The sequence below is a fragment of the Frankia canadensis genome, assembly GCF_900197875.1.
In the GTDB taxonomy this organism is placed as follows: domain Bacteria; phylum Actinomycetota; class Actinomycetes; order Frankiales; family Frankiaceae; genus Frankia; species Frankia canadensis.
Genome location: NZ_FZMO01000228.1, coordinates 1 through 6,011, shown reverse-complemented (window position 1 = coordinate 6,011; position 6,011 = coordinate 1). Strand labels below are relative to the sequence as shown.

6 protein-coding genes are annotated in these 6,011 nt (G+C 71.1%); 3 read left to right on the top strand and 3 right to left on the bottom strand.

Annotated elements, in window-relative coordinates; translation table 11 throughout:
- The 3 genes from C1A33_RS18525 to C1A33_RS18515 form a co-directional block, all read right to left on the bottom strand.
- A partial coding sequence (locus C1A33_RS18525; protein ID WP_279354654.1) for a TCP-1/cpn60 chaperonin family protein occupies positions 1 to 604 on the bottom strand: 604 nt, incomplete at its 3' end.
- Positions 605 to 896: 292 nt separating this feature from the next.
- Positions 897 to 2,039: a sensor histidine kinase gene (locus tag C1A33_RS18520; protein WP_279354653.1), complete on the bottom strand. Its 1,143-nt coding sequence runs from the start codon at positions 2,037 to 2,039 to the stop codon at positions 897 to 899.
- Positions 1,966 to 2,673, bottom strand: a complete 708-nt coding sequence (locus tag C1A33_RS18515; RefSeq protein WP_101832728.1) for a response regulator transcription factor — start codon at positions 2,671 to 2,673, stop codon at positions 1,966 to 1,968. The genes C1A33_RS18520 and C1A33_RS18515 overlap by 74 nt, the downstream gene beginning before the upstream one ends.
- Before the next feature lie 227 nt (positions 2,674 to 2,900).
- On the opposite strand from C1A33_RS18515, the gene C1A33_RS18510 reads away from it, so the two are divergent.
- The 3 genes from C1A33_RS18510 to C1A33_RS18500 form a co-directional block, all read left to right on the top strand.
- Positions 2,901 to 3,884 carry an ABC transporter ATP-binding protein gene (locus tag C1A33_RS18510; RefSeq protein WP_101832727.1) on the top strand — a complete coding sequence of 328 codons (984 nt, stop codon included), beginning with the start codon at positions 2,901 to 2,903 and terminating at the stop codon, positions 3,882 to 3,884.
- Entirely contained in the window at positions 3,881 to 4,738 is an 858-nt protein-coding gene (locus C1A33_RS18505; RefSeq protein ID WP_115537973.1) for an ABC transporter permease, read from the top strand. The genes C1A33_RS18510 and C1A33_RS18505 overlap by 4 nt, the downstream gene beginning before the upstream one ends.
- A gap of 62 nt (positions 4,739 to 4,800) precedes the next feature.
- Positions 4,801 to 6,011, top strand: a 1,211-nt coding sequence (locus tag C1A33_RS18500; RefSeq protein WP_207770370.1) for a sensor histidine kinase, incomplete at its 3' end; no start/stop codon positions are given.

The window sequence follows — 6,011 nt, the reverse complement described above, 5'->3', positions numbered from 1 at the left end:
AGTACGGCGAGATGTAGCCCTTGTCGAAGCGCATGCCCTCGGTGAGCTCGAGCTCGAGGCCGAAGGTGTTGCTCTCCTCGACGGTGACCACACCCTCCTTACCAACCTTGTCCATCGCTTCCGCGATCATGGAACCGATCGTCGCGTCGCCGGCCGACACCGACGCCGTGGCGGCGATCTGCTCCCTGGTCTCCACGTCCCTCGCGGCCCGGGTGAGGTCCGCGCAGACCCGCGCGACCGCGACCTCGATGCCCTTCTTCAGGCCCAGCGGGTTCGCACCGGCGGCCACGTTGCGCAGACCCTCGCGGATCAGCGCCTGGGCCAGGATGGTCGCGGTGGTGGTCCCGTCACCCGCGACGTCGTTGGTCTTGCGGGCGACCTCCTTGACGAGCTCCGCGCCGATCCGCTCGTAGGAGCCCTCGGGCTCGACCTCGCGGGCGATGGAGACGCCGTCGTTGGTCAGGGTGGGGGCGCCGAACTTGTTCGCCAGAACGACGTTGCGACCCTTGGGGCCGAGCGTGACCTTGACCGCATCGGCCAGCTGGTTCATGCCGCGCTCCAGGCCGCGCCGAGCCTCCTCGTCGAAGGCGATGATCTTCGGCATGGTTTCTGGGTCCTCCCGGGGCAGGTCTGCGGTGGCGAGGTACCAGCCATCGATGGGCGCCCGCCGCCACGGACGGTTTTCCCGCGGATGCCGGGTGGATTGCGGCTGGGCGGGCAGCCGTCGCACCGAGAATTGGCACTCGATCTCGCCGAGTGCCAATTACTGTATAGCCCACCGGCCGCGCTCAAAGGGGGTCGGCACCACGTCCGAGGGTGCGTCCCACGCCACAGCCACGGGACTGGCACCAAAGGCGTGCCCGTAGGTGCCGTCGGCGCCCGAGCGCTTTTCGGGCTTATCGCTGTGACGGCGCGGCAGGCAGCCGCACGGTCACGCACAGCCCGCCGGCGGCTCGTGGGACGAGAGTGAGGGTTCCATTGTGCGCCCGGGCGATGCTTTTGGCGATCGCCAGGCCAAGACCTACGCCCGCCTGGTCGTTGCGAATACGTTCGGTGCCGCGAACGAACGGCTCGGCGAGTGCGGAGACGATGTGTGGCGCGAGCTTCTCGCCGGTGTTTTCGACAGTGAGCACGGCCGCCCTGGGCTCCACCGTCGTCGTGACCCAGACGGTGCCCTGCTCCGGCTGGTTGTGGACGATCGCGTTGTGCACGAGGTTCGTGCTCAACTGCAGCAGGAGCGCGTGGGACCCGATCGTGGGGGCGACATCGCCGGCGGCCTCGATGGTGACGCCGTTCTTTTCTGCGAGGGGGAGAAGCGTTTCGGTGGCCTCCTCCGCCAGGAGGGAAAGGTCGACGCGCACTCGGGTGAAGGATCGACGGTCGGCGCGGCTGAGCAGGAGCATCGCCTCGGTGAGTTCGATGGCGCGCACATTGACGGCGTGCAGGCGGCCGACGAGTGCATCGACATCGCGATCCGGATCGTTGCGGGCGACGTCCAGAAGGGTCTGCGTGATCGCCAGCGGGGTGCGCAGCTCGTGGGAGGCGTTGGCCGCGAACCTCTGCTGTTCGGCCACGTGTGCTTCGAGTTGCGCGAGCATGGCGTCGAAGCTGTCCGCGAGCTCGCGGAATTCGTCGGTGCGGCCCGGCAGTCGGATGCGGTGGGAGAGCGACCCGCTCGCGGCCGTGCGCGTGGCGTCGGTGATGCGGGCCAGCGGCGCGAGCATCCGGCCGGCGAGCAGCCATCCGCCGACGAGACCGAACACCAGCAGAAAGACCAGCACGAGCGCCGTGGTCGGACCGAAATCATGCAGGGCTTCCCGGCGGCTGCGCACGATCACGACCGTGCTGGGATGAATGCTGCGCAGCAGCGAGATCCACATGGCGGCGAGCAGAACGACGCCGGCCACCATCAGGAAGCCGGCATAGCTCAGGGTGAGTTTGAGGCGGACACTCAGGCCAGGAATTCTATCCATGCCCGTCTCCTTGCCCGTCTCCTTCGACCACGACGCCTGGTCCGGTATCGATGCGGTAGCCGACACCGGGAACTGTGGCGATGATCCAGGGTTCGCCGAGACGTTTACGCAGTGCCGAGACCGTGATGCGCACGGCGTTGGTGAACGGATTGGCGTTCTCGTCCCAGGCCCGTTCCAGGAGTTCCTCGCCGCTGACGACACCGCCTTCGGTGGCGACGAGAACCTCGAGCACCGCGAACTGTTTCCGCGTGAGCGCGACATAGCGGCCGTCGCGGTAGACCTCGCGGCGGAACGCGTCCAGCCGCAGGCCGGCGATCTCGCGGACGGGCGGCCTGCTGTGGCCGCGCCTGCGGTCGAGCGCCCGGAGCCGGAGCACGAGTTCCTGGAGTGCGAACGGCTTCGTGACGTAGTCGTCGGCGCCGAGCTCGAATCCGGACGCCTTGTCGTCGAGCCGGTCCGCGGCGGTGAGCATGAGGATGGGCATGCCGCTGCCGGAGGCGATGATGCGCCTGGCGATCTCGTCGCCAGAAGGCCCGGGAATGTCGCGATCGAGGACGGCGATGTCGTACGCGTTTACGCTCAGCATCTCCAGCGCGGTGTCACCGTGACCGGCGATGTCGGCGGCGATCGCTGCCAGCCGCAGACCATCGCGGATGGCTTCCGCCAGATAAGGCTCGTCCTCGACGACCAGGACACGCATGCCCGCGATGCTAGCAGCACGCGGTATATCGGCGGCATATCGAAAAAGAAAGCCGTCACCCGCGGCGGCCGGCCGTTCACCCCCCTCCTCGAGGCGTACGACCTGGGGCGTATGGCGGGTCCCGGCGGCCCGGAAAGATCGTCCTTGAGGCTGTCGGCAGGGCCCTCGAAGATCCCTAACGTTCTGGTTGTCCGAAGACGGCGACCGAGCACGAACGCGAGGATCACATGATCGAGGCGATGGGCCTGGAGAAGCGGTACGGCGACAAGGTCGCCGTCCACGACCTCACCTTCACGGCGCGGCCGGGTGTGGTGACCGGCTTCCTCGGCCCCAACGGCGCCGGCAAGTCCACCACGATGCGGATGATCCTCGGCCTCGATCGGCCGAGCCGCGGCGAGGTGCGGGTCAACGGCCGCCGCTACCGCGACGCGGTCGCCCCGATGCACGAGGTCGGCGTGATGCTGGAGGCCCGCGCGGTGCACACCGGCCGGACCGCGGCCAAGCACCTGCTTGCCCTCGCCCAGACACACGGCATCTCGCGGCGCCGGGTCAACGAGGTGATCGAGATGGTCGGGCTCGCCGACGTCGCCCGCAAGCGGGCCGGCGGGTTCTCGCTCGGGATGGGACAGCGGCTCGGCATCGCCTCCGCGCTGCTCGGCGATCCGGCGACGCTCATCCTCGACGAGCCGGTGAACGGCCTGGACCCGGAGGGCATCCGCTGGATCCGCTCCCTGCTGCGCGACCTCGCCGCCGAGGGCCGCACGGTCTTCCTCTCCTCCCACCTGATGAGCGAGATGGCACTGACCGCGACCCACCTGGTGATCGTCGGACGCGGGCGGCTCATCGCCGAGACGACCGTCGCCGAGGTCATCGCCTCCGCGTCCCCGGCCGCCGTGCACGTGCGCACGCCGCAGAGCGCGGCGCTGCGCGACGTGCTGGTCGGCGCCGGCGTCACCGTCACCGCGACCGCCGCCGACACGCTCGAGGTCACCGGCCGCACCAGCGCGCAGATCGGCGAGGCCGCCCGCACGGCGGGGCTCGCCCTGCACGAGCTGACCCCGAAGCAGGTCTCGCTCGAGGACGCGTTCATGGACCTCACCCGCGGCGCCGTCGAGTACGCCACCGAGGCCCCGCACTCCCCCCACCCCGGCACTGACGCCGAGAAGACCCTCGCCCTGGCGGGCGCCACCCGATCGGAGATCCCGACATGACCGCGCAGACGACCCAGCTGGTGGGCTCCGCCCCGTCCGTTCCGTCCGCTCCCGGGCAGCACAGTGCCCGCCCGGCCGTGCGGGTCACCCAGCTGCGGGTGCTGCGCTCCGAGTGGACCAAGCTGACCTCGCTGCGCTCCACGGTGTGGACGCTGGCGGCGGCGCTGGCGGTCACCGTGCTGCTCGGCACGATCCTGTGCCGGCTCGCGGCCAACGACTGGCCGCACTACAGCCCCGAGGGCAGGGCCACCTTCGACGCCGCCGCGACCAGCCTCAGCGGGATGTACCTGGCCCAGCTCGCCATCGGCGTCCTCGGCGTCCTGGTGATCTCCGGCGAGTACACCACCGGGATGATCCGGGCCTCGCTCGGGGTCGTGCCGCGACGCCTGCCGGTGCTGTGGGCGAAGGTGACGACGTTCGCGGTGGCGAGCTTCGTCCTCATGGTGGTGGCCAACCTGATCGCGTTCACCGCCGGTCAGGGCATGCTGTCCTCGCGGCACATCGACGTGGCGCTGTCCGACCCGGGGGTGCTGCGGGCGGTGCTGGGGACCGCGTTCTACGTCACCGCGATCGGCGTGCTGGGGATGGCGCTCGGCGCCATCCTGCGCAACACCCCGGCCGCGCTCGGCACCCTGTTCGGCGTGCTGCTGGTGCTGCCGCAGATCGTCGGCGCGCTGCCGCGCTCGCTGGCCCGCGTCGGCGACTACCTCCCCTCGACGTCGGGGGACGCGCTGATGCAGGTGACGCACGGCTCGGATCTGCCCTCGCCGACGCACGGACTGCTCGTTCTGCTCGCCTACCTGGTCGTCACGGTGACCACCGCGGCGGTCCTGCTGGTCCGTCGGGACGCCTGACCAGGCATCCCGTGCCCGCCTGACCCTCGCCTCGCCCCGGAATGGAGGTCAAGATGGTCTCCGTGGCTGTGCTGACGGACCCGCTCCAGGCGGACGAGCCCGGCGGGGATCCCGGGCCGGCATCCTCGGTAGTAGCCACCGTGATGGCAGGGCCGGCCGTGATGGCAGGGCCGGCCGAGGCGGCCGAGCCGGGGCTGGTGCTCGGGCGGCTGCGCCACGGCCGGATCGGCCGCTTCCTGCGGGCCCATCCGAAGCTGGTCGACGGTGCCCTGGCCGCGGTGCTCGGCCTGCTCTCCTGGGCGGCGCTGCTGAACACGCTGGCCGCGTCCTCCGTCGCCCACCGGGCAGCGGTGATCGCCCTGGCGGTCGCGGGGCTGCTCCCGCTGATCTGGCGGCGCCAGTTCCCCGCCGCGGTCTTCGCGGCCTGCCTGGCCGCCGCGGTCGCCCAGACCCTGGTCGGACCCACGGTGGAGAGCAACCTCGGGGTGCCGGTGGCCTTCTACACCGTCTCCGCGCTGTGCTCGCGGCGGGTCCGGCTGGTGGCGGTGGTCGTCACGGCCGCCTCCGTCGTCCTGGCGAGCATCGCGTGGCAGAACGAGAACCGCGCCGCGCTGCTCGCCAACCTGATCGTGCTCGGCATGATCACCACGACCGTCGGGGTGCTCGGCCGCAACACGGGCACCCGGCGGGCCTACCTCGCGAGCCTCACCGACCGGGCCGCCCGCCTCGAGCGGGAACGAGACCAGCAGGCCCAGATCGCCGCCGCCGCCGAGCGGGCCCGCATCGCCCGGGAGATGCACGACGTCGTCGCGCACAACCTGTCCGTCATGATCGCCCTGGCGGACGGCGCGGAGTTCGCGCTCGACAGCTCCGTCCCGCAGGCCCGGCAGGCCCGGCAGGCGATCAACCAGGTCTCGCGGACTGGGCGGGAGGCGCTGGCGGAGATGCGCCGCCTGCTGGGTGTGCTGCGGGAGGACGGTGTCGCCGACGGCACCGCGCCCCAGCCCCGGCTGAGCGACCTCGACGCGCTGATCGACCAGGTCCGCCAGGCCGGGCTGCCGGTGAGCCTCACCGTCAGCGGGAAGCCGCTGGCCCTGCCGGACGGCGTTCAGCTCACCGTCTTCCGGCTGGTCCAGGAGGCGCTGACCAACACCATGAAGCACGCCGGCCCGGGGGCCACGGCCACGGTGGCGCTGCGCTACGACCGGCGCGGGATCGCCGTCGACGTCCGGGACACCGGCCGGGGCGGTGGTGTGCCGGGGGCGGGATCGGG